22 protein-coding genes are annotated in these 25,943 nt (G+C 71.3%); 15 read left to right on the top strand and 7 right to left on the bottom strand.

The window, feature by feature from the left end:
- Window positions 1-5: 5 nt before the first annotated feature.
- Window positions 6-1,043 carry an aminotransferase class V-fold PLP-dependent enzyme gene (locus IEY61_RS13715; RefSeq protein ID WP_189044181.1) on the top strand — a complete coding sequence of 346 codons (1,038 nt, stop codon included), beginning with the start codon at window positions 6-8 and terminating at the stop codon, window positions 1,041-1,043.
- A gap of 577 nt (window positions 1,044-1,620) precedes the next feature.
- Here IEY61_RS13715 and IEY61_RS13720 read toward each other — a convergent pair.
- Both IEY61_RS13720 and IEY61_RS13725 read right to left on the bottom strand, forming a co-directional pair.
- Window positions 1,621-2,481, bottom strand: a complete 861-nt coding sequence (locus tag IEY61_RS13720; protein ID WP_189044183.1) for an SPFH domain-containing protein — start codon at window positions 2,479-2,481, stop codon at window positions 1,621-1,623.
- A gap of 260 nt (window positions 2,482-2,741) precedes the next feature.
- Window positions 2,742-3,335 carry a hypothetical protein gene (locus IEY61_RS13725; protein ID WP_189044185.1) on the bottom strand — a complete coding sequence of 198 codons (594 nt, stop codon included), beginning with the start codon at window positions 3,333-3,335 and terminating at the stop codon, window positions 2,742-2,744.
- 484 nt (window positions 3,336-3,819) lie between these two features.
- Between IEY61_RS13725 and IEY61_RS13730 the strand changes: the two genes are divergently transcribed.
- The 3 genes from IEY61_RS13730 to IEY61_RS13740 all read left to right on the top strand — a co-directional run bounded on the left by IEY61_RS13730 (window position 3,820) and on the right by IEY61_RS13740 (window position 6,842).
- Complete coding sequence (locus IEY61_RS13730) at window positions 3,820-5,382, top strand: MFS transporter (RefSeq protein ID WP_189044187.1); 1,563 nt, start codon at window positions 3,820-3,822, stop codon at window positions 5,380-5,382.
- Window positions 5,383-5,401: 19 nt separating this feature from the next.
- The gene (locus IEY61_RS13735) at window positions 5,402-6,001 is read left to right on the top strand and encodes a TetR/AcrR family transcriptional regulator (RefSeq protein WP_189044189.1); all 600 of its coding nucleotides are present in this window, start codon (window positions 5,402-5,404) and stop codon (window positions 5,999-6,001) included.
- Window positions 6,002-6,140: 139 nt separating this feature from the next.
- Window positions 6,141-6,842, top strand: coding sequence for a DedA family protein (locus IEY61_RS13740; RefSeq protein ID WP_189044191.1), 702 nt, complete (start codon window positions 6,141-6,143; stop codon window positions 6,840-6,842).
- 47 nt (window positions 6,843-6,889) lie between these two features.
- On the opposite strand, the gene IEY61_RS13745 is transcribed toward IEY61_RS13740, so the two are convergent.
- Together IEY61_RS13745 and IEY61_RS13750 are read right to left on the bottom strand one after the other, a co-directional pair.
- Window positions 6,890-8,800, bottom strand: coding sequence for a helix-turn-helix domain-containing protein (locus IEY61_RS13745; RefSeq protein ID WP_189044193.1), 1,911 nt, complete (start codon window positions 8,798-8,800; stop codon window positions 6,890-6,892).
- Between the two features lie 23 nt (window positions 8,801-8,823).
- Window positions 8,824-9,606 (bottom strand): 3-hydroxybutyrate dehydrogenase, encoded by a 783-nt coding sequence (locus IEY61_RS13750; protein WP_189044195.1) that lies wholly within the window; start codon window positions 9,604-9,606, stop codon window positions 8,824-8,826.
- 183 nt (window positions 9,607-9,789) lie between these two features.
- Between IEY61_RS13750 and ruvC the strand changes: the two genes are divergently transcribed.
- From ruvC to IEY61_RS13790, 8 genes are all read left to right on the top strand, one after another.
- A complete protein-coding gene (gene ruvC / locus IEY61_RS13755; RefSeq protein WP_189044197.1) occupies window positions 9,790-10,317 on the top strand; it encodes a crossover junction endodeoxyribonuclease RuvC in 528 nt (175 codons plus the stop codon).
- Complete coding sequence (gene ruvA / locus IEY61_RS13760) at window positions 10,314-10,916, top strand: Holliday junction branch migration protein RuvA (protein WP_189044199.1); 603 nt, start codon at window positions 10,314-10,316, stop codon at window positions 10,914-10,916. Before ruvC ends, ruvA begins: the two co-directional genes overlap by 4 nt.
- The gene (gene ruvB / locus IEY61_RS13765; protein WP_189044201.1) at window positions 10,913-12,013 is read left to right on the top strand and encodes a Holliday junction branch migration DNA helicase RuvB; all 1,101 of its coding nucleotides are present in this window, start codon (window positions 10,913-10,915) and stop codon (window positions 12,011-12,013) included. The genes ruvA and ruvB overlap by 4 nt, the downstream gene beginning before the upstream one ends.
- Window positions 12,014-12,131: 118 nt before the next feature.
- Complete coding sequence (yajC, locus tag IEY61_RS13770; RefSeq protein ID WP_373293153.1) at window positions 12,132-12,488, top strand: preprotein translocase subunit YajC; 357 nt, start codon at window positions 12,132-12,134, stop codon at window positions 12,486-12,488.
- 272 nt (window positions 12,489-12,760) lie between these two features.
- Window positions 12,761-14,626: a protein translocase subunit SecD gene (gene secD / locus IEY61_RS13775; protein ID WP_189044206.1), complete on the top strand. Its 1,866-nt coding sequence runs from the start codon at window positions 12,761-12,763 to the stop codon at window positions 14,624-14,626.
- Window position 14,627: 1 nt separating this feature from the next.
- A complete protein-coding gene (gene secF / locus IEY61_RS13780) occupies window positions 14,628-15,824 on the top strand; it encodes a protein translocase subunit SecF (protein WP_189044208.1) in 1,197 nt (398 codons plus the stop codon).
- Window positions 15,825-15,928: 104 nt separating this feature from the next.
- Window positions 15,929-16,495, top strand: coding sequence for an adenine phosphoribosyltransferase (locus IEY61_RS13785; protein WP_189044210.1), 567 nt, complete (start codon window positions 15,929-15,931; stop codon window positions 16,493-16,495).
- A gap of 197 nt (window positions 16,496-16,692) precedes the next feature.
- Window positions 16,693-19,143 (top strand): RelA/SpoT family protein, encoded by a 2,451-nt coding sequence (locus IEY61_RS13790; RefSeq protein ID WP_189044401.1) that lies wholly within the window; start codon window positions 16,693-16,695, stop codon window positions 19,141-19,143.
- A 235-nt stretch (window positions 19,144-19,378) separates the two neighbouring features.
- Here IEY61_RS13790 and IEY61_RS13795 read toward each other — a convergent pair whose 3' ends face one another.
- Both IEY61_RS13795 and IEY61_RS13800 read right to left on the bottom strand, forming a co-directional pair.
- Window positions 19,379-20,212 (bottom strand): peptidylprolyl isomerase, encoded by an 834-nt coding sequence (locus IEY61_RS13795; RefSeq protein WP_373293154.1) that lies wholly within the window; start codon window positions 20,210-20,212, stop codon window positions 19,379-19,381.
- Window positions 20,213-20,269: 57 nt separating this feature from the next.
- Window positions 20,270-21,190 carry a peptidylprolyl isomerase gene (locus tag IEY61_RS13800; protein ID WP_189044213.1) on the bottom strand — a complete coding sequence of 307 codons (921 nt, stop codon included), beginning with the start codon at window positions 21,188-21,190 and terminating at the stop codon, window positions 20,270-20,272.
- Between the two features lie 250 nt (window positions 21,191-21,440).
- On the opposite strand from IEY61_RS13800, the gene IEY61_RS13805 reads away from it, so the two are divergent.
- The gene (locus IEY61_RS13805) at window positions 21,441-22,160 is read left to right on the top strand and encodes an MBL fold metallo-hydrolase (RefSeq protein ID WP_189044215.1); all 720 of its coding nucleotides are present in this window, start codon (window positions 21,441-21,443) and stop codon (window positions 22,158-22,160) included.
- Between the two features lie 54 nt (window positions 22,161-22,214).
- Window positions 22,215-23,540, top strand: a complete 1,326-nt coding sequence (hisS, locus tag IEY61_RS13810; RefSeq protein ID WP_189044217.1) for a histidine--tRNA ligase — start codon at window positions 22,215-22,217, stop codon at window positions 23,538-23,540.
- Between the two features lie 107 nt (window positions 23,541-23,647).
- Here the strand turns inward: hisS and IEY61_RS13815 are convergent, their stop codons facing one another.
- Window positions 23,648-24,478 (bottom strand): SGNH/GDSL hydrolase family protein, encoded by an 831-nt coding sequence (locus tag IEY61_RS13815; protein WP_189044219.1) that lies wholly within the window; start codon window positions 24,476-24,478, stop codon window positions 23,648-23,650.
- Between the two features lie 247 nt (window positions 24,479-24,725).
- On the opposite strand from IEY61_RS13815, the gene IEY61_RS13820 reads away from it, so the two are divergent.
- Window positions 24,726-25,778, top strand: coding sequence for a S1 family peptidase (locus IEY61_RS13820; RefSeq protein WP_189044221.1), 1,053 nt, complete (start codon window positions 24,726-24,728; stop codon window positions 25,776-25,778).
- Window positions 25,779-25,943: the final 165 nt, after the last annotated feature.

A 25,943-nucleotide genomic window follows, 5' to 3' on the forward strand; every position in this document is an offset into this window, starting at 1 on the left:
TGGGCATGAAGCTGGAACAGGCGCAGCAGCTGTGGCAACCGCATCCGGGATGGTTGAACACCGCAACCTACGGGCTGCCACCCGACCCGGCCTGGGACGCGTTGCAGGAGGCGCTCGCCGACTGGCGTGTGGGCCAGGGAGCGTGGGAGGGCTGGAGCGAAGCGGCCGGCCGGACCCGGGACGCGTTCGCCCGGCTGGCCGGCGTGCCACCGGCCGACGTGGCGATCGGGGCCACCGTCTCCCAGTTGCTGGCGCCGGTCGCCGCCGCGTTGCCCGCCGGTGCCCGGGTGGTCGTCCCCGAGGTCGAGTTCACCTCCAACCTCTTCCCCTGGATGGTGCAGGAGATCCGGGGTGTCGAGGTCCGCACCGTGCCGCTGGACAAGCTGGCCGCATCGGTCGACGACGGCACCGACCTGGTGGCGTTCAGCCTCGTGCAGTCCGCCGACGGCACGGTGGCCGCGTACGACGACATCGTCGCGGCGGCGCGGGCGCACGGCGCGCTCGTCGCCGTCGACGCCACCCAGGCGTGCGGCTGGCTGCCGTTCGACGCGGCCCTGGCCGACGTGATGGTCGTCGGCGGCTACAAGTGGCTGATGGGTCCCCGGGGCACCGCCTTCGCCTACCTCGATCCCGCGCTGCGGGAGCGGCTGCGCCCGGACGCCGCCGGTTGGTGCGCCGCCAGCGATCCGCACACCTCCTACTACGGGCCGCCACTGCGGCTGAGCGACGACGCCCGCCGGTTCGACATCTCGCCGGCCTGGTTCGCCTGGGTCGGGGCGGCCCCGGCCCTGGAACTGTTGCTGAAGATCGGGGTGCCGGCGGTGCACGCGTACGACGTGGGGCTGGCCAACCGGTTCCTGGCCGGGCTGGGACAGCCGTCCGGGCACAGCGCGATCGTCAGCGTGGAGGTGCCCGGCGCGCGGGAGAAGCTCGAACGGGCCGGCGTCCGCGCGGCGGTCCGCGCCGGCCGCGTCCGGGCATCCTTCCACCTCTACACCACCCAGCAGGACGTAGACCTCGCACTCGACGCGCTGACCGGGTGAAAGGAAGGGCCCCTTATTAACGCCTCGTGTAGAGGAGGGGCCCCTTATTAACAACCGGCGCCGGCGCCGGCGCGACCAGCATCGCAGCTTGCCTCGTCGCTCACCGGCTCAGGCGACGGCGCGGGCATGTGAACGGTCTGCCCTTCATGTCCGTCCTCGGCGACCTGTGGCAGGGCCGGCCCTGTCGAGCTGACAGCGTGAACGGATCGCGGCCTTCGAACCGACAGTGACCGCAGTGACCGACAGTGACCGCAGTGACGGGCACCGACGAGCGCCGACCGGCAGTGACGGGGGCAGCGGCGGGCAGTGACAAGCGGAGCGACGGGCAGCGACCGCATCGACGGGCAGCGACGAGTGGCCCTTGCGTGATGGCGCCAACGGTTCAGCTCGACAGGGAGGCAGACGAGCATCCGGGGGCCGGGACCTGCGGGGAACCGATCGGCCCGGCAGCAGCAGCCCTCAGCCGTACGTTTCTCGCCAGCACCCATGGCGACCCGCGCAACACCGCAGGGCTCGACATTGCTTGCCGACGGGTGGACGTCCGCCCCCGCCATCTCGGATGGCGGGGGCGCGGAGTTTACTTGCCGGTGCCGGTGATGATGCCCGGGTTGATGCACAGCCCCGGGGCGCTGCCGTTCTTCTCGGAGATCTCCAGGCAGCGGGTCACCTTGTCCACCTTGGCGTTGGTCTCGGTGATCTGCTTCTGGATCTCGGCGTTGCGGCGGTCCTGTTCAAGATTGCGGGTCTGGGCGAGCTTGTCCTGGAACGCCTTGATGTTGCCCTCGGTCTTGTCGTCGTGGTTGACCCGGGTGATGGTGACCGACAGGATGTCCACGTCGTCGGCGAGGCGGCCCTCGGCACCGGTCTTGATGCTCTCGGAGAAGGGCTTGAGGTCGACGTTCAGGCTGCCGGTCTTCGCGTCGATGCGCTCCAGCGGGTTGTAGGAGGCGAACGCGTCGTTCACCGCGCTGTCGAGTTGCACGCCGACCCGCTGGCCCCGGAAGCTGTCGAAGTCACCCTTGTAGTCCATGAACTGCTGTGGCGCGTTCTCGGGCCGGACCTGCCACTCGACCAGCACTTCGACGCAGGCGTCGGCGAGCGTGCCGGTGCGCACCCGGACGCAGTTGGTGTCGCCGATGTGGTCGTACTTCTGCCGCCCGGCGTCCCACTCGCCGACCCGCTGCCACGGCGCGACCCACTTCAGTCCGGAGCCGGTCACCTCGCCGGTGGGCTTGCCGAAGCTGGTGACGATTCCGACCGACCGGATCGGCACCGAGTGGGCGCTCGACGTGACCGTGAGCACGAGCGTCACGATCAGGGCGGCGGCCGAGATCAGCGCGGCGCTCTGCCGCACGCTTCGTGCGCTGAGCAGGGCGACGGCGACGCTGATGGCCGCGATGACGGCGGTGGCGATCGCGAGGATGAAGCCGAAAGGCATGAGCGCCGAAACCTTCCATCGGAATGACCTGTTGAGTTGATCATCAACATAGTCGTCCGGGGCAAGGGCTCCGGATCCGGCATCTGGGGCAGCGGGATTGCCGTTGCGCAGCGCCGGGGCCGCCCCGGCCGAGGCGCAGCCGCCGTCGGGGCGCCCCGACGGCGCAGGACGACCCTCGCCGGAGACGCCGCTGGCCGGCACCCGGGTTCGGGTGCCGGCCAGCGGTTCCTGCTCCCCCTGTAGAGGAATGTCTTGTCGGGTCAGCTGTTCCAGTGCTGGGCGACCAGGTCGGCGGCCTGCTGCTCCCACTGGGCGTAGTGGTCGGGGTACGCCGATACCTGCACGGTCTGGGCGGCCATGGTCAGCGGCATGTCCTGCCAGCCGTTGACCTGCTTGAGGCCCTTCAGGAAGGCGGTGGTGGAGTACTCGGGGTCGGTGATCTGCTCGACCGTGCCCCACCCGCTGGACGGGCGCTGCTGGAACAGGCCCTGCGAGTCGTGGTCGTTACGGGCACCGAGGTGGCCCAGGTTCTCCAGCTTCGACTCCTGGAACGCGGTGGCGATGGCGACCACGGCGGCACGCTCGTCCATGCCGGTCTTCTTGGTCGCGGCGATGATCGCCTTGGCGTTGCCGACCTGCTCGTCGTTCAGGTCGATGCGCGACTGCTTACCCTGCACACCGTGCGGCATCAGCTTGCCGGCGTCCGGCTTGTCGGCCTGGGCGACGGCGGTGACCGGGTTGGTGGTGGTCGGGGTGGTCTCGGTCGTGGCGTGGTTCAGTGGGCCGGCGGCCAGACCACCGGCAACAGCCAGACCAGCGATACCCAGCACGGTCTTACGGATCATCGTGTTCATGAGAGAGGCTCCATTCGGGGGTTGGCGCACCCGCCGATGGGGGTCGGCTTTTGGATGCGCAAGCACCGTCCGGCGCTCAAAGAAAAAGGGGGGGGAAGGTCGTCCAGCGCGCGGGGCCAGGGCCTCTTCGCGGCGCCGGGACCATGTGTAACGACTGACCGGGGGCGGTGATTCCCAGGGGGCTGGCATCGGCCGCGTTTTCCGGGGGCATCGGCCGCCGCCGTGAGCGGAGCCGGTGCGGTCAGCCACCCGATCCAACGCCGCCGAGCCACCCGACATTCCGGCGAGGCCGTGGTCGAGAATGCGTATCATATCCGACATTCGGTGCAGGCGGTGCGAGGCTTCGTGCTTGGGTGGTCAGTTTGGGGGGGCGGTGTGTCGGCCGTCACAGTCGATACGGAACGGTTCCGTATCGTTAATGCCCACCCTACGCTCGAAGGGCGATTACGGACGAAGCCGTATCGAAAACCGGGGGGTGCCGGATATGCCACCGAATGAGAACACGGGACACCCGAGGAGGTGGGCGATCCTCGGGGTGCTGGTGATCAGCCTGCTCGTGGTCGTCCTGGACAACACCATCCTCAACGTCGCGCTGCGTACCCTCGCCGACCCGGTGCGCGGTCTCGGGGCCAGCCAGGGCGAGCTGGAATGGTCCATCAACTCGTACACACTGGTCTTCGCCGGGCTGCTGTTCACCTTCGGCGTGCTCGGCGACCGGGCCGGGCGGCGCCGGATGCTGCTGATCGGGCTGGCGCTCTTCGGCCTGGCCTCGCTGCTCTCGGCGTACGCGCAGAGTCCGGCCCAGCTGATCGCGGCCCGCGCGCTGATGGGGGTTGGCGGCGCGGCCATCATGCCGGCCACCCTGTCGATCATCTCCAGCGTCTTCGACCCTCGGGAACGCGGGCGGGCCATCGGGATGTGGGCCAGCGCGGTCGGGTTGGCGGTGGCCATCGGCCCGATCCTCGGCGGCCTGCTGCTGGAGCACTTCTGGTGGGGCTCGGTCTTCCTGATCAACGTGCCGGTCGTCGCGTTCGGCGTGCTCCTGGTGGCGCTGCTGGTGCCCGAGTCACGAGACCCGGCCCCGGGCCGGATCGACGCGTTCGGCGTACTGCTCTCGGTGGTCGGCCTGGTCACCCTGACGTACGGGATCATCGACGGCGGCGAGCACGGATTCGGTCGGCCGCTGGTCTGGGCCGCTCTCCTCGGTGGCCTCGGGGTGCTGGGCTGGTTCGTCTGGTACGAGCGCCGCAGCAGCCACCCCTCGCTGGACGTACGGCTGTTCCGGATGCCGCGCTTCGCCGCGCCGGTGGCGATGATCGGGCTGGTCTTCTTCGCCGCCATGGGCGTGATGTTCTTCAGTTCGTTCTACCTGCAACTGGTGCGCGGCTACAGCCCGCTGCAGACCGGCCTGCTCTTCCTGCCCTTCGCCGTCGCCCAGCTCTTCTTCGCCCCGCGCAGCGCGGCCATGGTGCGCAGGTACGGGGCCCGGGCGGTCTCGACGGTGGGGCTGGTGCTGACCGCGGTGGCGCTGGGCGCGTTCGCCTTCGTCGACGCGGCCACACCCATCTGGGTGGTGCTGGTCTTCTTCTTCCTCCAGGGCGCCGGAATGGCCAGCATCATGCCACCGGCCACCGAGTCGATCATGTCTGCGCTGCCCCGGGAGAAGGCCGGCGTCGGCTCGGCGATCAGCAACACCATCCGCCAGGTGGCCGCCGCCCTCGGCGTGGCGGTGATCGGGTCGGTGCTGGCCGCCGGCTACCGTGCCGGCATCGGCCCGGCCCTGGCGGACCTACCGCCGGCGGCGCGCGAGGCGGCCGGGGAGTCGATCGCCGGGGCGTACGCCGTGGCCGGGCAACTCGGGCCGGCGGCGCCGGGGTTGGTCGCGGCGGCCGACGACGCCTTCGTCTCGGCGATGCACTGGTCCGCGGCGTTGGCCGCGCTGGTGGCGGCAGCCGGCGTCCTGGTGGCGTTGCGCTGGCTGCCGGGGCGGCCAGGCCCCGTCACACCGCCGCCCGTCGGCGAGCCCGAGTTGGCCGGTGCGGCCTGACTTCGGCGAGAATGGCGAGATGACAGGCACGACGGATGCTCCGCGGTCGCCGGGTCGGCCGCGGAGCACCCGCGCGGCCGAGGCGATCATCGAGGCCACGCTGGACCTGCTCGCGGAGGGCAGCACGATCGAGGCGATCTCGATCGAGGCGATCGCCGCGCGGGCCGGGGTCGGCAAGGCCACGATCTACCGCCGCTGGCCCGGCAAGGGGGCCCTGCTGCACGACGCCCTGCGTACGCTCAAGGGCGCACCGCCGCAGCCGGTCGGCCGTTCCGTCCGGGAGGACCTGATCCTGCTGGTCGGCGCGGTCGGGCACAACCTCGACCCGCGTGCGGCGAAGATCATGCCGTGCCTGGTGCCCGAGGCGCAGCGCAGCCCCGAGCACTACGCGCTCTACCAGAACATCATCGAGCCCCGCCGGGCGGCGATGCGGGAGGTGCTGCGGCGGGGCATCCGTGCCGGTGAGCTCCGGGCCGACCTCGATGTCGAGGTGACCATGGCGATGCTCACCGGCCCGATGCTCATCCAGCGGGTGATGAACTGGAACCCTGACCTCGACGAGGCCGGCCTGCCCGAGAAGGTCGTCGACGGACTTCTGGCGGGCATCCGCGCCCGCTGACCGGCGACGCCGCGCTGAGGGCCGGCGACGCCGCGCTGAGGGCCGCTGACCGGCGACGCCGCGCCGGGGCCCGTTGCCGCCGTAGACTACGGGCGTCCCGAGCCGTGGGGCGGCTCGCCACAGTCATCGGAGGTCCCTCGTGTCGACGCCCGTCACCACCCTGGCCCTCGGGCCGGACTGGCTCGCCCCGGAATGGTTGATCTCGACGTTCGGGCTGCTCGGCATCCTGGCCATCGTCTTCGCCGAGTCCGGTCTGCTGATCGGGTTCTTCCTGCCGGGTGACTCGCTGCTGTTCACCGCCGGGCTGCTCGTCGCCGACGGCAGGTACATCACCTATCCGCTGTGGTTGGTGTGCCTGCTCATCACCATCGCCGCGATCGCCGGCGACCAGGTGGGCTACCTGTTCGGCCGGAAGGTCGGGCCCGCCCTGTTCCGCCGCCCGAACTCGCGTCTGTTCAAACAGGAGAACCTGCTCAAGGCGCACGACTTCTTCGAGAGGTACGGCGCCCGCTCGGTCGTGCTGGCGCGGTTCGTGCCGATCGTGCGGACGTTCACCCCGATCGTGGCCGGGGTCAGCCGGATGAACTACCGCACCTTCGTCACCTACAACATCATCGGCGGCGTCCTCTGGGGCACCGGGGTGACCGTCCTCGGCTACTTCCTCGGCCAGGTCCCGTTCGTCAAGACGAACATCGAGTTCATCCTGATCGCCATCGTGGGGATCTCGGTCCTCCCGATCGCGGTGGAGCTGCTCCGGGCACGTATCGCCGCCAAGCGGGGCGTCACGCCGCAGGAGCGGGCGGCGGCCGAGGCGGCGATCCACGAGACCCGCGAGCACTGAGCGGCGATCCACGAGACCCGCGAGCACGCAAGCACTGAGCAGGCGGCTCAACCCTCGGCGGTACGCAGCCGGTGCAGGCGCAGCGCGAGCTGTACCTCCAAGGCCCGGTCGGGGCGCTGCCAGTCCGGGCCGAGCAGCTGCCCGACCCGTTCCAGCCGCTGGGTCACCGTGTTCACGTGCACGTGCAGCTGCTCGGCGGCCCGGGCCAGGCTGCCACCCACCCCGAAGTACGCCTCCAGCGTCCGGACCAGGGCGGTGCCCCGCCGGGTGTCGTACTCGATCACGGGACCGAGGGTGGTGGTGAGGAAACGGCGTACGTCGGCCTCTCCGTCGTCGGCGACGGTGCCCAGCAGCAGACCGACGAAGCCCAGCTCGGCGCTGCTCGCCCCCTGCCCGGCCCGGCCCAGCGCGACCAGCGCGGTCAGGCAGCGGTCGGCCTCCCGGAACGCGGCGGCCGGCGACGCCGGCCCGCTGGACGGCCCGCTCGCCCCGGCGGTCACCGGCCGTCCGGTGATCCGCGACAGGTCCCGGGCCACCGCGCGGGCGCTGTCTCCGGCGTCCTGCCCGGGCAGCATCAGCGCCACCCGGCCGTCGCGCGCCGCCGCCAGCCCGCCCCGGGCCGAGGCGTACGTGGTGGCCCAGGAGAGCACCCGCTGCCGGGCCGAGCCGGTCGCCGCGATGGCGTCCTCGCCGACGGCCACCAGCACGTGCGGGGCGTCCAGGTCCACGCCGAGGCGGCGGGCCCGGCTGCGCAGGGCGTCGGCGTCGCGCAGCGGCCGGGCGATGAGGTCGTCGAGCAACTCGCCCCGCACCCGCCCCTCCGCCTCGGCGACGGTCCGCCGGAACAGCAGCAGCAACGCGGTCACCAGGGCTGCCCGCTCCAGGATCCGCTGGTCGGCGTCGGCGAGTTCGTCCTCGGGGTGCAGCACCAGCGCGCCCAGGTTCTCCGCGCCGGCCACCACGGCGGCGTACCACAGCGTGCCCCGGCGTACGCTGCGTCCCTCGGTCCGGGACGCGGCCACCGCCTCGATGATCTCCGCCCGGTCCGGCTCGTCGATCTCGCCGACCCGGGCCAGCCGCCGGCCCTCGGCGTCCAGCGCCAGCAGCGACCCGCCCAGCACATCGGTCACCGCCGCCGTCACGTCCTCCACCCCGCCGCCGCGCAGCACCAGCGCGGTCATCCGGTCGTGCGCCGCCGCGGCCCGCTCCACCGAGCTGCTGTGCGCCCGGATGGTGGTGTTGGCGGCGGACAGTTCGGCCAGCGCCGCGCGGGTCTCGGCCAGCAGTCGCGCGGTGTCGATCGCCACGGCGGCGTGCGCGGCCAGCGAGAGCAGCAGCGCCACCTCCTCGCGGGCGAAGGGCCGGGCCGAGCGGTTCGCCGCGTAGAGCACGCCGATGCTGGTGGAGCCGAGCCGCAGCGGCACCCCGAGGATGGCCACCAGCCCTTCCTCGCTCACCCCGGCGTCGATCTCCCGGGTGTGGTGGAAGCGCTCGTCCTGCGGGTAGTCCGCGGTCACGTAGGGGGCGCCCGACTGGGCCACCAGGCCGCCGAGACCGGCGCCCATGGGCAGCCGCAGCTGCTGGAACCGGGCCGAGACCGAGCCGTCGGTGACCCGCATGTAGGTGTCGCCGCGCTCGGCGTCGTTGAGGGTCATGTAGGCGACGTCGGCGTCGAGCAGGTGCCGGGCCCGGTGCACGATCGCCCGCAGCACGTCGTCCAGGTCCCGCAGCCCGGCCAGGTCGCGGACCGTGTCGTACAGGCCGGAGAGTTCGCTCTCCCGACGGCGGCGGCGTTCCAGCAGCGCGCGGACCCGCAGCGCCACGGTCTTGGCCCGCTCCAGTTCGGCGATCCGGTCGGTGCTAAGCCCGGCGGAGCGGGCGGCGACCAGCGGCCCCTCGAACTCGACCGCGGCCGCCTCCCGGGCGAGCAGTTCCAGGAACTCCACCGGCGACGACATGACGACATTGTCCGCACGCGTGATCAGTTCGCCGTCCACCCCCCGTCGAGTGCGATCGAGGCGCCGGTGAGGAACGCGGCGGGCGGCGAGCAGAGGTAGGCCACCAGCTCCGCCACCTCCTCGGGCTCGATCAGTCGTTTGATCGCCGCCCGGGCCAGCATGATCTTCTCGATCACCTCGGTCTCCGGGATGCCGTGGGTGGCCGCCTGATCGGTGATCTGGCTCTCCACCAGCGCGGTGCGCACGTACGCGGGGTTGATGCAGTTGGCGGTGACGCCGTGCGGCGCTCCCTCCAACGCCACCACCTTGGACAGCCCTTCCAGCGCGTGCTTCGCCGAGACGTACGCGGCCTTGTAGGGCGAGGCCCGCAGCCCGTGCACCGAGGAGATGTTGACGATGCGGCCCCACCCTTGGGCGTACATGTGCGGCAGCGCCCGCCGGACGAGCAGGAACGGCGCCTCGACCATCACCCGGTGGATGTACTCGAAGCGTTCGACGGGAAACTCCGGCACCGGGGCGACGTGCTGCAGCCCGGCGTTGTTGACCACGATGTCCACGTCGGCGTCGAGCCGGTCGACCGCCTCCCGGTCGGCCAGGTCCACCCCCTCGACCCGGCCGCCGGCCTCGGCCGCCACCAGCCTGGCCGCCGCCACGTCGCGGTCCACCACCAGCACGGTGGCGCCGGCCGTGGCCAGCCGCAGGGCGCAGGCTCGGCCGATGCCGCTGCCGCCGCCGGTGACGAGGGCGGTACGACCAGCGAGGTCGACGTTCACGACGTGGCGGACCGCCACGGGTTCTGCCGTCATGGCGCATCAAATTACGAGCTGTGCTGCCGGGCGCACATGGGGTCGTGGCACATACTCGTGCCGCACTCTGTGGCCGGAGCGGACATCAGGCGGCGGCGGGCGTGTCCCGGGGCGCGGCGGTGTCGCGGCCTCGGTAGGGTGTCGAACACATGTGCTGCCCGGGGCGGCGGGGAGGAGGGGCGCGTGCGGGTGCTCGGCGTCGACCCTGGGTTGACCCGGTGTGGGGTCGGCGTGGTCGAGGGGGTGCCCGGGCGACCGTGCACACTGGTCGCCTACTACGTCGTGCACACCGACCCGGCCGACGAGCTGCCGCTGCGTCTGCTGCACCTGGACCGCTCCCTCACCGACCTGGTCGCCGAGCACCGGCCGGACAGCGTGGCCGTGGAGCGGGTGTTCAGCCAGCACAACGTGCGTACGGTGATGGGCACCGCCCAGGCCAGCGGGATCGCCGTGCTCGCCGGGGCGCGCGCCGGGCTGCCGGTGCAGACGTACACCCCGAGCGAGGTGAAGGCGGCGGTGACCGGTTCCGGCCAGGCCGACAAGGCGCAGATGACCGCGATGGTCACCCGGCTGCTGCGGCTGCCCGAGCCACCCCGTCCGGCCGACGCCGCGGACGCCCTGGCGCTGGCCATCTGCCACGTGTGGCGCGGTGGCACGCGCTCGAAACTGGCCGCCGCCGCGGACCGGGTGAGACGAGGAGGCACGAGATGATCGCCAGTGTGCGTGGCGTGGTGACCGCCACCGGTGGAGACCATGCGGTGATCGAGGTCGGTGGGGTCGGCCTGGCCGTGCAGTGTGCCCCCGGCACCATCGCCGAGCTGCGGGTCGGCCAGCCGGCGCGGCTGGCCACCAGCCTGGTCGTCCGGGAGGACTCGCTCACTCTCTACGGCTTCGCCGACGACGACGCCAAGTCCCTGTTCGAGCTGTTGCAGACCGCCAGCGGGGTCGGCCCCCGGTTGGCGCAGGCGGTGCTCGCCGTGCACACCCCGGACGCCGTACGCAAGGCGATCGCCAACGCCGACACCGCCGCCCTGACCCGGGTGCCCGGGATCGGCAAGAAGGGCGCCGAACGCCTGGTGCTCGAGCTGCGTGACCGGATCGGCCCGGTGCCCGTGGGCGCCGACGGCGCGGCCGGGGTCACCGGCGGCGCCTGGCCCGAGCAGGTGCGCCAGGCGTTGATCGGGCTCGGTTGGACGGCCGGGCAGGCCGACCAGGCGGTGGCCGCCGTGGCGGAGACCGTCGACGGTCCCACCCCGCCGGTGCCGGTGCTGCTCAAGCAGGCCATCCGGCTGCTGGGCCGGACCCGATGACCGCGTCCGGCTCGCTCGGGCCGGCTGCGGCCGGGGCCGAGAGCAACCTGGTCTCGGCGTACGTCAGCGAGGCGGAACGGGACGCGGAGGTCAGCGTCCGGCCGAAGCGGTTGGACGAGTTCATCGCCCAGCACCGGGTCCGCGACCAGCTCGATCTGCTGTTGCAGGGCGCGATGCGCCGAGGCTCTCCGCCCGACCACATCCTGCTGTCGGGCCCGCCGGGCCTCGGGAAGACCACGCTGGCCAACATCGTCGCCGCCGAGCTGGGCACGGGCATCCGGGTGACCAGCGGCCCGGCGATCGAACGCTCCGGGGACCTGGCCGCGATCCTGACCAGCCTCGCCGAGGGCGACGTGCTCTTCATCGACGAGATCCACCGTATCGCCCGCCCGGCGGAGGAGCTGCTCTACAGCGCGATGGAGGACTTCCGGGTCGACGTGGTGGTCGGCAAGGGGCCCGGCGCCACCGCCATCCCGCTGGACGTCGAACCGTTCACCCTGGTCGGTGCGACCACCCGGTCCGGCCTGCTGACCGGCCCGATGCGGGACCGCTTCGGCTTCGTCGCCCACCTCGACTTCTACACCCCCGCCGAGCTGGAGGTGCTGCTGCGCCGCTCGGCGCGCATCCTCGGCGTACCGACCACCGACGAGGGGGCGGCGGAGATCGCCGGCCGGTCCCGGGGCACGCCGCGGATCGCCAACCGTCTGCTCCGCCGGGTGCGGGACTTCGCCGAGGTACGCGCCGACGGCGTGGTCACCGTGGAGACCGCCCGCGCCGCGTTGACCGTGTACGACGTGGACGCGCTCGGGCTCGACCGGCTCGACCGGGCGGTGCTGACCGCCCTGGTCGACTCGTTCCGGGGCGGCCCGGTCGGCCTGTCGACCCTGGCGGTGGCGGTCGGGGAGCAGCCGGACACGGTGGAGGAGGTCTGCGAGCCGTTCCTGGTGCGGGCCGGTCTGCTGGCCCGTACGCCGCGCGGCCGGGTGGCCACCGAGGCGGCCTGGCACCACCTGGGGCGTATGCCGCCGAATGGTACATTTGGCTCCGAAGCTCCTCCGACGCCCGATCTTTTCTCGATGGACACCGATGAGACGTGATCTGTTCGTGATCTGCGCCGCATTCGGCGTTCCCAGGTGGAGCGACTAGACTCGCCGCGGTCTGTACAGGATGTGAAAAGCCGCCTCCGCCCGGTGCCCAGTGCCGGCTCGGAGGCCAATGGGAAGGTCGACAACCGTGCACTACGCAGCAGACGGCGGAGGAGCGGGGAGCTTCACCCCGATCCTCATGATCGCCCTGCTCTTCGGCGTCATGTACTTCATGATGATCCGCCCGCAGCAGAAGCGCCGCCGCGAGGCCGAGGCGATGCAGTCCGACCTGTCGCCGGGCGACGAGGTGGTCACCATCGGCGGGCTGTACGGCACGGTCACCGGTATCGAGGACGACAGCGTCCTGCTCGAGGTCGCCCCCGGAGTGCAGACCCGCTACGCCCGCCCGGCGATCGCCCGGGTCGTGACCAAGGCGGAGCGCCCCGTCGAGCCGGCGGTCGAGGAGACCGACGCCGTCAAGGAATGAGCACCGCACCCACCCGGTTGGGCTCGACCGGGTGGGGGATCGCCCGCACGCGTCCCCGGCGGGCGACCGAGCAGCGGTGAGACAACTGGATAGCAGGCCGACGCCCGGCGTCGGAGCGCGCCGGTTCGGTCCGGTCCACGCACCCGCGTCGACCACCCCAGGCGGCGGCGTCAGCCCCGGGCGCCGCCATGTAGGCAGATCGTCGGCCGGAGTACCCGGCCGAACCGCCGCCGCGCCGCGGCGGCGCGACCGTACAGGGAGACAGGACAGCCGTGGCACCACCTCAGGGACAGATGCGCCCGGGACGGCAGTTGGCCGTCCTCGCGGGCATGCTCGTCGTCCTCTACCTTTTGGTGTTCTTCTCGGGCGATGCCAGCGGCGGCTGGAAGGACCGGCTCGAACCCCGTCTCGGTCTCGACCTCGTCGGCGGTACCCGGCTGACGCTGGAGGCGACCAACAGCATCGACGGCCGGGCCCCGACGGCGGCGAACCTCGAAGAAGCGCGTCGGATCATTCAGGGCCGGGTTGACGGCTACGGCGTCGCGGAGGCCGAGGTGGTCACCGAGGGCGACCGCAACATCGTCATCTCCCTGCCCGGCGAGAACCGCGACCTCACCGAGGTGGGCAGCGCCGCCGAGCTGCGGTTCCGTAAGGTCCTGAAGATCGCCGACGGCAGCGGTGCTATCCCGTCGCCGGCGCCCAGCCCGACCGCCGAGCCGACGCCGTCCGGCACCACCAGCCCGACCCCGGAGGCCGAGGTCAGCTCGTCGCCCTCCGCCGGCGGCCAGGCCGGCGGTGCGCCGACGCCCACCCCGGCCGCGACGCCGAGCGCCGCCCCGTCGCCGACGGCCAGCGAGGAGCCGGTGCCGCAGAGCATCGAGGAACAGCGCAAGGCCGTCGAGCAGAAGGTCGGCGCCGAGGCGTGGGCCGCGGCCAACGGGTTGCAGGCACCGGCCGACCTGAGCGCCGACCCGGCGCTGGCCGAGAAGCTCAAGCCCTTCGCCGAGCTGACCGGCCGCGAGGTGGCGGTGCTGCCGGCGCTGATGCAGTTCAACGTGCCGACCATCAACTGCGTCCAGCTCGACGATCGGCCCCCGGCGTCCATCTCCAACCCGGAGGTGCAGGTCGTCTCCTGTGAGGGGGGCTACGCGAAGAACCTGCTGGACGCGGCGAAGGTGCTCGGCACCGACGTCTCGGACGCCACCGCGGTGCGCGACCAGACCAGCCAGTGGGTGGTCAGCCTGAACTTCACCGGCTCCGGCCAGGAGAAGTGGACCGCGCTGACCCGGGAGGCGTTCAACAACGAGGGCCAGGCGTGTGACGCCTCCGCGCTCGGCGACGAGGGCAAGTGCCGGGTCGCGGTGGTGCTGGACAACGAGATCATCTCGTCGCCGCAGATCCAGGGCGTGCTCACCGGTAACTCCCAGATCACCGGCAACTTCGACAACGCCGAAGCCGCCGACCTGGCCGCGAAGCTGCGCTACGGTGCCCTGCCGATCACCTTCGATCAGCAGGAGCAGCAGAACGTCACCGCCACCCTGGGCGAGAGCCACCTGCGGGCCGGTCTGCTCGCGGCCGGTATCGGCATGCTGCTGGTCATCATCTACTCGTTCTTCTACTACCGGCTGCTCGGCTCGGTCATCTTCGCGAGCCTGGTGCTCTCCGCGCTGCTGCTCTTCGGCGCCCTGGTGGTGCTCGGCCGGCAGATCGGTTTCACGCTCACTCTCGCCGGCATCGCCGGCATCATCGTCTCGCTCGGTGTGGCGGCGGACTCGTTCGTCATCTACTTCGAACGACTCAAGGACGAGATCCGCGAGGGCCGCAGCCCACGCAGCGCGGTCAACCGCGCCTGGGTCCGGGCCCGCCGGACGATCATCTCGGCGAACCTGATCACGATCCTGTCGGCCCTCACGCTCTACATCGTCTCGGTCGGTACGGTGAAGGGCTTCGCCTTCGCCCTCGGCCTGGCCACCGTGCTGGACCTGGTCGTGGTCTTCCTCTTCCGGCACCCGATGATGACCATGCTCGCCCGCAGCCGGGCATTCCTGTCCCCGCGGGTCAGCGGTCTCGGCCGGGTCCTGCCGGCCCGGTCGGAGCAGGCCCAGTCCCGCAACCCGCGCGTCGTCAAGGAGGCCTGAGATGGCCGCTGCTGAGAATTCTCTGGCAAGCCGCCTCTACCGGGGCGAGGCCGGCCTCAACATCGTCGGCCGGCGCAAGATGTGGTTCACCGTGGCCGCCGTTCTGGTGGTGATCGCGCTGGGCAGCGTGATCTTCAACCGGTTCAGCCTGGGCATCGAGTTCGCCGGCGGCAACTCGTTCCAGGTCCCGACCAGCGTCGGCACCATGGCCGATGCGGAGGCCACCGCGGACCGGGCGCTGAGCGCCGCGGACGCGCACGTGGTCACCGCGCAGCAGGTCGGCGGTCCCGGCGGCGAGTTCTACGAGCTGCGGACCACCCAGCTCGACGCCGAGCAGGCCGAGGCGGTCCGGCACGCGATGGCCGAGCAGTTCGGCATCGACCCGGCGCAGATCAGCGCCAACCGGGTCAGTGAGGCGTGGGGCAGCCAGGTGACCAGCCGAGCCCTGCTCGGTCTGGTCATCTTCCTGGCGCTGGTGACGACCTACCTGGCCTTCCGGTTCGAGTGGAAGATGGCCGTCGCGGCCCTCTTCGCCCTGGTGATGAACCTGATCCTCACCGCCGGCGTCTACTCGATCGTCGGGTTCGAGGTCACCCCGTCGACGATCATCGGTTTCCTCACCATCCTGGGCTTCGCGCTCTACGACGTGGTGGTGGTCTTCGACAAGGTGCAGGAGAACACCAGAGGAATCACCGCGAACAACAACCAGACGTACGGCGAGGCGGCCAACCTGGCCGTCAACCAGAGCCTGATGCGTTCGCTCAACACCTCGGTGGTGGCTCTGCTTCCGGTCGGCGGCATCCTCTTCATCGGGGCCGGCCTGCTCGGCGCGGGCACCCTGAAGGACCTCGGCCTGGTGCTCTTCGTCGGTATGGCCATGGCGTTCCTCACCTCGATCCTGCTGGCCACCCCGCTGCTGGTGGTGCTGAAGAACCGCGAGCCGCGGATCCTGGCCCACAACAAGCGGGTGGAGGCCCGCCGGGGCACGGTGGGCGAGACGCCGGCCACCGGCAAGATCGCCGACGCCCCTTCCGACGAGCAGGAGGACGAGGAGGAGCCGGAGCCGGTGGAGAGCGGCGCCCTGGCCGGCGCCGCCGCTCCCAAGGCGGGTGCCCGGCCGGCCGGCAAGCGCTCGGTCGGTGCCCGGGGTGGACGTCCCCGGGGCGGCAACCGGCCCGGCGGCGGAAAGCGGCGCTGAGCCTCCGGGGCCGACCCGGTAGGAACGGATCCGACGGCGTCCGGCATGCTGTGCGAGCAGCGTGCCGGACGCCGTTGACGTGTGAAAAGGGGAGCGGAACTGCCGTGACGGAGACCCACAGCATCGGGGTGCGCGGAGACAGCGGCCCGCAGGTGGCCCGGCTGGTCGCCAGCCGGGTGCTCGACGTGCCCGACTTCCCCAAGCCTGGCGTCATGTTCAAGGACCTCATGCCGTTGTTCGCCGACGGTGACGCCTTCCGGGACGTGGTCGACGGGATCGTCGCGCACCACGGGCGCGACTCGTTCGACACCGTGGTCGGCATCGAGGCGCGCGGCTTCGTGATCGCCGCGGCCATCGCGTACGCGACCGGGGTCGGTGTGGTGCCGGTCCGCAAGGCCGGCAAGCTGCCCCGGCCCGCCTACGCCGCCTCCTACGCGCTGGAGTACGGCGAGGCCACCCTGGAGGTGCACCAGGACGCCTTCACCGCCGGGCACCGGGTGCTGGTGGTCGACGACGTGCTCGCCACCGGGGGCACCGCCGGGGCGACGCTGGATCTGGTGGAGCGGGCCGGTGGCACGGTGGCGGGATTCACCGTGGTGCTGGAGTTGTCCTTCCTCGGCGGCCGGCAGCGACTGGCGCCGCGTCCGGTGCATGCCCTGTTGACCGTTTGAGACGACGCCGCCACCGGGCGGAGCCGGCACGGACCGTCCGGCGGAGCGGCAGGGCACCTCCGGTGCGGGTAGCATTGCCCATTGCTGAGGCGGACGGTCACCCGTCCGAGCGGCGTGAGATCAGGCCGGCCGGCGGACGGTCGGTTCATTTCCGGCGAGCGGTGAGGAGGCCGGTGTCCCACGATGTCGCCCCTCCGGTGGAGGGCACGGTGCACCCGACAGGCGACGCGGACGGCTCGGTGACCGATCACAGCAGCGTCGCCCCGGCGTCCGGCGTCGGGCCCGGCGTGGTCCAGCCCACCGGCGATCTGGCACGTACAGCCGTCGGCGCCGACGTGGTGCCCACCGGGAGCACCGGTGACCCGTCGCCGAGCGGTGGCTTCGGGTTGTCCCACGCGCCCACCGGCCGGCGGGTCCGGGCGCGGCTGGCGCGGTTCAACGCGCCGTGGCAGTCGTCGCAGGTCAGCGAGGTGCTGGAGCCGCTCATCGCCTCGCACCGGGAAAACCACCCCAAGGCCGACGCGCGGCTGTTGCAGCGGGCCTTCGACACCTCGGCGCGCTGGCACTCCGGCCAGTACCGCAAGTCCGGTGACCCGTACATCACCCACCCGCTCGCGGTGGCGACGATCCTGGCCAACCTGGGCATGGACACCACCACGCTGGTCGCCGCGCTGCTGCACGACACCATCGAGGACACCGAGTACACCCTCGACCAGATGCGCGCCGACTTCGGTGGCGAGGTCGCCCTGCTGGTCGACGGGGTCACCAAGCTGGACAAGGTCAAACTCGGTGACGCTGCCAAGGCCGAGACGATCCGCAAGATGGTCGTCGCCATGGCCAAGGACCCGCGGGTCCTGGTGATCAAGCTGGCCGACCGGCTGCACAACATGCGTACGCTCTCCTTCCTGCCTGCGCCGAAGCGGGAGCAGAAGGCCAAGGAGACGCTGGAGATCCTCGCCCCCCTGGCCCACCGCCTCGGTATGAACACCATCAAGTGGGAGCTGGAGGATCTGGCCTTCGGCACGTTGTTCCCGAAGCGGTTCGAGGAGATCAACCGGCTGATCGGGGAGCACCAGCCGCAGCGGGAGGCGTTGCTGCGGCAGGTGACGCAGAAGGTGCAGATCGACCTGAAGGCCGCCAAGATCAAGGCGGAGACCACGGGCCGGCCGAAGCACCTGTACTCGATCTACCAGAAGATGATCGTGCGGGGTCGGGACTTCAACGACATCTACGACCTGGTGGGTGTGCGGATCCTGGTGGACACGGTGCGGGACTGCTACGCGGCGTTGGGGGTGATCCACGCGAACTGGCAGCCGGTGCCGGGCCGGTTCAAGGATTACATCGCCATGCCGAAGTTCAACATGTACCAGTCGTTGCACACCACGGTGATCGGGCCGACCGGTAAGCCGGTGGAGATGCAGATCCGCACGTACGCGATGCACCGTACGGCGGAGTTCGGCATCGCGGCGCACTGGAAGTACAAGGAGCACAAGGGCACCCAGATCGTCGGCCCGCCGGCGCACATCGACGAGATGACCTGGCTGCGGCAGTTGCTGGACTGGCAGCGGGAGGCGGCGGACCCGAGCGAGTTCCTGGACGCGTTGCGGTTCGACCTGTCCAGCCAGGAGGTGTACGTCTTCACCCCGAAGGGCGACGTGATCCCGTTGCCGACGGGGTCGACGCCGGTGGACTTCGCGTACGCGGTGCACACCGAGGTGGGGCACAAGTGCATCGGGGCGCGGGTCAACGGCAAGTTGGTGCCGTTGGAGTCGACGCTGTCCAACGGTGACGTGATCGAGATCTTCACGTCGAAGTCCGAGACGGCCGGCCCGACGCAGGACTGGTTGGGTTTCGTGAAGAGCCCGCGGGCGCGGACGAAGATCCGGCAATATTTCAACAAGGAGCGCCGCGAGGAGGCGATCGAGGAGGGCAAGGACTCGATCGTCAAGGCGATGCGCAAGCAGGGCATGCCGTTGCAGCGGATGCTCACCTCCGACAATCTGATGGCGATCGCCCGGGACCTGCACCTGCCCGACGTGGCGTCGCTGTACGCGGCGGTCGGCGACAGTCAGGTCTCCGCCCAGTCGGTGGTGCAGAAGCTGATGGCCACCTACGGCGGCGAGGAGGGCGCGGCCGAGGACATCGCCGAGACCGCCGTGGCCACCCGGCCGCCGCGCAGTCGGGCCAACAGCCACGACCCGGGTGTGGTGGTCCGCGGCGTCAGCGACGTGTGGATCAAGCTGGCCCGCTGTTGCACGCCGGTACCGCCGGACTCGGTGTTCGGCTTCGTGACCCGCTCCGGCGGGGTGAGCGTGCACCGCGACGACTGTGCCAACGCCGAGGACCTGCGCACCCAGGGGGAGCGGGTGGTCGAGGTGAACTGGAGGCTCACCTCCGCCTCGACCTTCCTGGTCGCCATCCAGGTGGAGGCCCTCGACCGGCACAAACTCCTGGCCGACGTCACCCGGGTGCTCTCCGAGGAGCGGGTCAACATCCTCTCCGCCACCGTCACCACCACCCGCGACCGGGTGGCGGTGAGCCGGTTCAGCTTCGAGATGGCCGACCCCAAACACCTGGGCCACCTCCTGGCCGCCGTCCGCAAGGTCGACGGCGTCTTCGACGCCTACCGCGTAACCTCCGGCTCCTAACCCTCACCCCCGCCCCCCTCGCCCCCGCCCTCACCCCCTGCGCCCCACCCTCGCCCCCGCGATCTTGCACTTTTGGTCGCCGCATATCGGGACAACAGGCCCATAAAGGCGACCGGAAATGCAAGATCGCCGCGAGCTGGGGTGGGTGGGTGGAGTGGGTGGGATGGGCCTCGCGGTGGGGAGATGTGGAAGCGCCCGCCGGGGGAGCCGGCGGGCGCTTGGGGATGCTCGGGGGTCAGGCGTCGGCCATGGTGAGGTCGGTGATGACGACCTCCTTCTTCGGGTGACCGCCGCCGGCGCTCTGGGCGAACGCGCCGTCGTCGCCGGCCTTCGCGACGTCCTCGACGATGTCCATGCCGCCGGTGATCGTGCCGAGCACGGTGTAGTCCGGGGGCAGCGGCGAGTCGCCGTAGACGATGAAGAACTGGCTGCCGGTGGTGGCGGGCTGATCGGACTTGGCCATCGCGATGACGCCCGCCGGGTATGGCGGACGCATCTCGGTCGGCAGATTCTCCTCGGCCATCCGGTAGCTCGGGCCGCCCATGCCGTCCGTGTCCCGCCAGCCCTTGCCGGTTGCGCTCGGGTCGCCGCACTGGAGCACCTGGATGCCCTGGGTCACCAGGCGGTGGCACTTGGTGTTGTCGAAGAAGTCCTTCTCGGCCAGGTGGGTGAAACTGCCCGCGGTGCAGGGCACCGCCGCCCGGTTGATCCGGGCCGTGATCGGGCCGAGGTTGGTGTTGATCGTCATGGTCTGGGTGCCGACCCGGCTCTGCTGGGTGTCCGGCAAACCGACATCCTTGGTCTGCGGGGTCCGCTCACCGGCCGGGAACTCGATCCAGTCACACTGCACCGAGGTCGCGTCCTGGGCGGCGTTGTCGGTGCCGCTGTCGTCGCCGGTCAGACTGCTGACCAGCCAGACCGTGCCGGCGACCACCAGCAGCAGGGCCGCGCCGCCCCCCACGATCGCCTGCGTCTGGCGGCGCTTGCGGGCCCGGGCGGACCGTTCGGCCATCTCCTTCTCGAGCCGGGCGCGGGCCGCCGCGCGCTGCCGCTCTCTGGTGGACGTCACGCCTCGAACCTCCTGGGACGGTATGTGGATGCCGCTGCTGTGCTGGGATTCGCTGGGTCAGCCGGCGTTCGCGCTGGCCTCGGGCGCGCCGGAAGCCTCGGAGCTCGGCGTACCCGTGGGGGTGGGATCGGCGGGCGATGCCGGGTCCAGCACCGGCTCACCGACGGTCAGGCTCTGGACGATCACGTCGTCGTTCTTCGGCTTGACCTTCTCCCCAGCCCCATTGTCTACGGTCGGCAGGGCCCCGATCTTCTCCACGACGTCGAGTCCCTCGGTGACCCGACCGATGATCGGGTACTGCGGCTCGTCGGTGGTGGTGTGGTCCTTGAAGAAGATCAAGAACTGGCTGCCGTTGGCGCCCGGCGGGTTCGAGATCATGGCGACCGTGCCCTTGGGGTAGGTCGGCGGCGCATCCGGGGCCGGGCTGGCGCTCGGCGACGCCTCCGGCGCGGTCGGCAGGTTCTCGCTGTGGAACGAGTACGTCGGGCCACCCAGCCCGGTGCCGCTGGGGTCGCCGCAACGCACCGCGCCCTCGGGCCTGATCTCGTGACACTTGGTGTTGTCGTAGAACGACTGGCTCGCCAGGTGGGCGATGCTCGCGGCGGCGCACGGGGCACTCGCCAGGTCCAACTCGATGGAGATCGGCGAACCCTGGTTGGTGACGACGGTCATCGGCCGGGTGCCGGTGACCGGCAGCCCGGTGGTGGCCGGCTCGCCCACGTCCTTGAGGTTGCTGTTGCCCGCGGTGTTCTGCGGGGTCCAGAGACAGACCTCGTCGGCGGCGTTGGTGTCCGTCGGCTCGGAGTCGAACGCGCCCAGCGCCCAGGCCGTGCCGGCGACGACCAGCACCAGGATCAGGGCGGAGCCGACCCCGGCGCGGATCTGCCGGCGGCGTTTGGCGGCGGCGGCCCGGCGGGCCAGTTGCCGGTCGAGCTTGGCCCGCGCAAGTTTGCGCTGCCGGTCCCTGCTGGAAGCCACCCGTGCTCCCCTTTCCTCTACCCTGGTCGTCAGCCGGTGGTCGCGTACCCCTCGGGCGGCAGGTGCGCCACGCCACACGCCCGCCAGAGTGTACGGGTACCGGCTGGGAAAGTGGTGTACGAGGTCGCCGCCGATGTGCGTTGAGGTAGTCCGGTGCCGGTTGGTGCAGCTGGGACGGATGTGCGGTCACCGGTCGGGACGCCGGTTAGGCTGCGGCAGGACGACAGTACCGACGGAAAGGGGAGCGGACGTGCTCGTGGCCGGCTTTCCCGCGGACGCCTTCGGCACCAACTGCTACGTGGTCGCCACCGCGCCGGGGGAGCAGTGCGTGGTGGTCGACCCCGGCATCGGGGTGATCGACCGGCTCGACGCGCTGCTCGCCGAGCATCGCCTGCACCCGGCCGCGGTGCTGCTCACCCACGGGCACCTCGACCACACCTTCTCCGTGGCGCCGGTCTGCGGGGCCCGCGGGATCACCGCGTACGTGCACCCCGACGACCGGGAGTTGCTGGCCGACCCGGCAAAGGGCCTGTCGGCGGACCTGGCCCAGCTGTTCGGCGGCCGGCTGCCGTACGCCGAGCCGGAGGACGTGGCCGAGCTGGCCGACGGCACGACGCTCACCCTCGCCGGGTTGGAGATCACCGTCGACCACGCGCCCGGCCATACCGGCGGGTCGGTGCTGTTCCGGCTGCCCGGCGCCGGCTCACCTTTTGAGGCGGAGCAGGTCTGCCTCTCCGGTGACGTGCTCTTCGCCGGCTCGATCGGCCGCACCGACCTGCCGGGCGGCAGCATGCCGGCGATGCTCACCAGCCTGCGGGACAAGATCCTTCCGCTCGCCGACGACACCGTCGTACTGCCCGGCCACGGCCCCGCGACCACCATCGGCCGCGAGCGCGCCACCAACCCGTACCTCGCCGAAGTGGCCGGGATGGGCGGCGCGCGACCGGCGGCCCCCACCCGCGGCCTGTAGCGGCCGCGCCCACGCTCACCCGCGCGGACCGTGCGGGTTTCCGAACGGAGCATCATGAGCAAGCCCACGCCCATCTCCGGCTTCCCGGAGTGGACGCCCGCCCAGCGGATGATCGAGCAGTTCGTCCTCGACCGGATCCGCGCCACCTTCGAGCTGTACGGCTTCGCGCCCCTGGAGACCCGGGCCGTCGAGCCGCTGGACCAGCTGCTGCGCAAGGGGGAGACCTCGAAGGAGGTCTACGTTATCCGGCGGCTGCACGGCGACCCGGAGGGCTCGGCCGGCGACGACACCCTCGGCCTGCACTTCGACCTGACCGTGCCGTTCGCCCGCTACGTGCTGGAGAACGCCGGCAAGCTTCCGTTCCCGTTCCGCCGCTACCAGATCCAGAAGGTGTGGCGCGGTGAGCGGCCGCAGGAGGGGCGCTACCGGGAGTTCCTCCAGGCCGACATCGACATCGTCGACCGGGACACCCTCGCGCCGCACCACGAGGCGGAGATGCCGCTGGTGATCGGCGACGCGCTGCGCTCGCTGCCGATCCCGCCGGTACGCATCCAGGTGAACAACCGCAAGATCTGCGAGGGCTTCTACCGGGGCATCGGGCTGACCGACCCGGAGGCGGCGCTGCGCGCGGTCGACAAGCTCGACAAGATCGGCCCGGCCGGGGTGACGGAGCTGCTGGCCGCCACGGCCGGGGCGAGCGAGGCGCAGGCCAAGGCCGTGCTGTCCCTGGCCGAGATCTCCGCGCCGGACGCGTCCTTCGCCGACGCGGTGCGCGCGCTCGGGGTCAGCGACCCGCTGCTGGACGAGGGCGTCGAGGAACTGGTCCGGGTGGTGGAGACCGCCGCCGCGCACTCGCCCGGCCTCTGCGTGGCCGACCTGCGGATCGCGCGGGGCCTGGACTACTACACCGGCACGGTCTACGAGACACAGATGATCGGGTACGAGCGGTTCGGCTCGATCTGCTCCGGCGGCCGGTACGACAACCTGGCCAGCGCCGGCAACGTCCGCTTCCCCGGGGTCGGCATCTCGATTGGGGTGACCCGGCTGCTCGGGCTGCTCTTCGGTGCGGGTGCCCTGTCGGTGTCCCGGGAGGTGCCGACCTGTGTGCTGGTGGCGGTGACCAGCGAGGAGTTGCGGGGCGTCAGCAACCGGGTCGCCGAGGGACTGCGCTCGCGGGGCATCCCCACCGAGGTGTCGCCGAGCGCGGCGAAGTTCGGCAAGCAGATCAAGTACGCGCAGCGGCGCGGCATCCCGTACGTCTGGTTCCCCGGCACCGACGGTGCCCCCGACGAGGTCAAGGACATCCGCTCCGGCACCCAGGTCGCCGCCGCCGGCGAGTGGACACCCCCCCGAGCGGACCTGAAGCCCCTGGTGAGCTGACCCCGCCCACCTTTCGCGATCTTGCACTTTCGGTCGCCGTTACGAGGCTTGTGCCCTGCTTTGGGCCGACCAAAAGTGCAAGATCGCGGGTGGGGTGGGGTGGGGGGCTACCAGGCGAAGCCGGCGGGGTAGGAGACGGTGGCCAGGACCTGTTGGCCGGTGGCGTTGGGGTGGAAGTAGTCCCAGCCGGAGAGCTGGGCGAGGGTGAACGGGTAGCCGAAGACGGCGTTGCCGTCGTACCTGCAGTTCGACCCGTAGGCGGCGCAGGCCGCGGCGAGCTGGCCGTTGAAGTCGATCACCCGCTGTCGGACCCGGTTGCGCCGGTCGACGTCGGCCTGGGCGGTCGAGGTCGGGTTGGCCAGGATGGACTGGCAGATGCCAAAGAGCGACCAGGCCGTACGGGCGCTGCTGCTGCCCTTGCCGGCCGACCAGAGGCGGTGCACGTCCGGGATGCTGATCACGTAGACCTTGGCGTTCGGCAGGCCGGACTTGAGGCGGGCCAGCGCGGAGTCGATGTTGGACCGGAAGGTGGTCGGCGAGGTCATCGTCGACTCGGCGCCGGTGCAGGCGTCGTTGGCGCCGATCAGGATGGTCACGTAGTCGACCCCCTGGCTGACCGCGGTGCCGGCCTGGCCGTACAGGTCGGCGGACTTTGCCCCGGTGCGGGCGGCGTTGTGGTTGCGGCCGTTGACGGCCGGGTTGACCCGGCGGATGCGCAGGTAGTGGCTGTTCACGGCGGAGTCGTCGCCGGTGCTGAACGAGCGGCTGGTGCAGTCGACGTACCACCCGCAGGCGTTGAAGCCCCGGGTGATGGAGTCGCCGAGGCTTGCCATCGAGGTCGGTGGTGGGCCGGGGTCGGCGGTGGCGGGACTGGTGGCGAGCAGGACGAGGGCGGTGACGCCGGCGAGGGTGGCCAGCGTGCGTCGGACGAGGGTCATCGTGGCCTCCGGGTGACGGTTGCCGGACTTGCGACGGTGACCTGAGCGTATAGACGACTGTCTGTGTCCACAATGTTGCGGAGTGATTACCTGGAGCCGGGGAGTGAATCCGGGCAAACAGGGGTCTTGCTTAGAATCTTAAATATGTGAATACTTGCCCTCGCTTGGCCATTTCCCCAGGTGGCTGAGTTGCCCCCTGCCCTGTCGCCATGACAGGGCCCCCAACCCCCAACCGGGAGGCTGTTACATGCGACCCACAAGGTCAATGCTGCGTCGTGTCGCCACCGTCGCCGCCGCCGGAACCCTGGTGGCCGGCGCGCTGGCCGGCGCGCCGGCCCAGGCGGCGCCCGCGTCCGCCTCGCCCGACGCCGCGGCCACCCTCGCCGAGCGGCCCGGCGACCGTGCCGCCGGCGCCTACGCCGACGCCGCCGGCACGATGGTCGTCGCGGTGACCGACAGCCTGGCGGCCCGCCAGGTGGCCACCGCCGGCGCGACTCCGAAGCTCGTCAAGCGCGGCGCCGCGGAGCTGAACCGGGCCACCGCCGAACTGGACCGCTCCGCCGCGATCCCCGGCACCGCCTGGTGGGTCGACCCGGCCACCAACCAGGTCGTCGTCTCCGTGGACAGCACCGTGACCGGCGCCAAGCTGGAGCAGGTCAAGGCCGCCGCGGCGCGTACCAACGGCGCGGTCCGCATCGAGGCCGAGGCCGGCGTGCTGAGCACCCGCATCTCCGGCGGCGAGGCCATCTACGCCCAGGGCGGCGGACGCTGCTCGCTCGGCTTCAACGTGCGGGCCGGCAGCACGTACTACTTCATCACCGCCGGGCACTGCACCAACATCGCCGCGAACTGGTACAGCAACTCGGGCCAGACCGCCCTGCTCGGCTCGCGTACCGGCACCGCCTTCCCGGGCACCGACTACGGCATCGTCCGGTACAGCAACCAGAGCACCGTGCAGCCGGGCAACGTCTACCTCTACAACGGCAGCTACCAGGACATCACCAGCTCCGGCAACGCGTACGTCGGCCAGTCCGCCCAGCGTTCGGGCAGCACCACCGGCCTGCGCGGCGGCTCGGTGGCCGCGCTCAACGCCACGGTCAACTACGCCGAGGGGCAGGTCCGGGGCCTGATCCGGACCAACATCTGCGCCCAGCCGGGTGACAGCGGTGGTTCGCTGTTCAGCGGCAGCGTCGCCCTCGGCCTGACCTCCGGCGGCAGCGGCAACTGCTCGACCGGCGGCACCACCTACTTCCAGCCGGTCGGCCCGGTGCTCAGCCGGTACGGCGTGAGCGTCTACTGATCTCGTCCTAGCACTTGACCCTCCGCCCGCGGGCCGCCGGATTCCTCCTCCGGCGGCCCGCACCACGTCCCTCGGGTTGGGGTGTTAAGAAGGGGCCCCTCCTCTACCGCAGGCGTTAACAGGGGGCCCTTCCTTACACCCGGGAAGTGGGGGCGGGCAGAATGC

Source organism: Micromonospora sonchi (genome assembly GCF_014646235.1).
GTDB classification, from domain to species: Bacteria; Actinomycetota; Actinomycetes; order Mycobacteriales; family Micromonosporaceae; genus Micromonospora; species Micromonospora sonchi.